A 246-nucleotide genomic window follows, 5' to 3' on the forward strand; every position below is an offset into this window, starting at 1 on the left:
AAGAACAGGCCACATTCATTGCACTTGCCTTTTTGTTCCTTCAAAAGTCTGGTTAATTTAGTTGGGAGACCAACTTTATTAATTCCTCTCTTACTCCAGTAAGCCCAATCTCCATCAAATGAAGACTTATCACCTTTGACTTTGATGTGTCGCTTGATAGGAGTTTCTGCGTGTGCTAGCAGTCTTAACCCATCTTGCGCTTGAAACGTCCAGTTTCCATTGGCTCCATAATGGTAATACTTTCTG

The 246-nt window shown here is 41.1% G+C and carries 1 pseudogene; it reads right to left on the reverse strand.

What is annotated here, in order from left to right:
• A pseudogene (locus LKK83_RS17675) lies at positions 1-246 on the reverse strand (group II intron reverse transcriptase/maturase); the annotation flags it as partial.

Source organism: Phormidium sp. CCY1219 (assembly GCF_035615515.1).
Classification (GTDB): domain Bacteria; phylum Cyanobacteriota; class Cyanobacteriia; order Cyanobacteriales; family Laspinemataceae; genus CCY1219.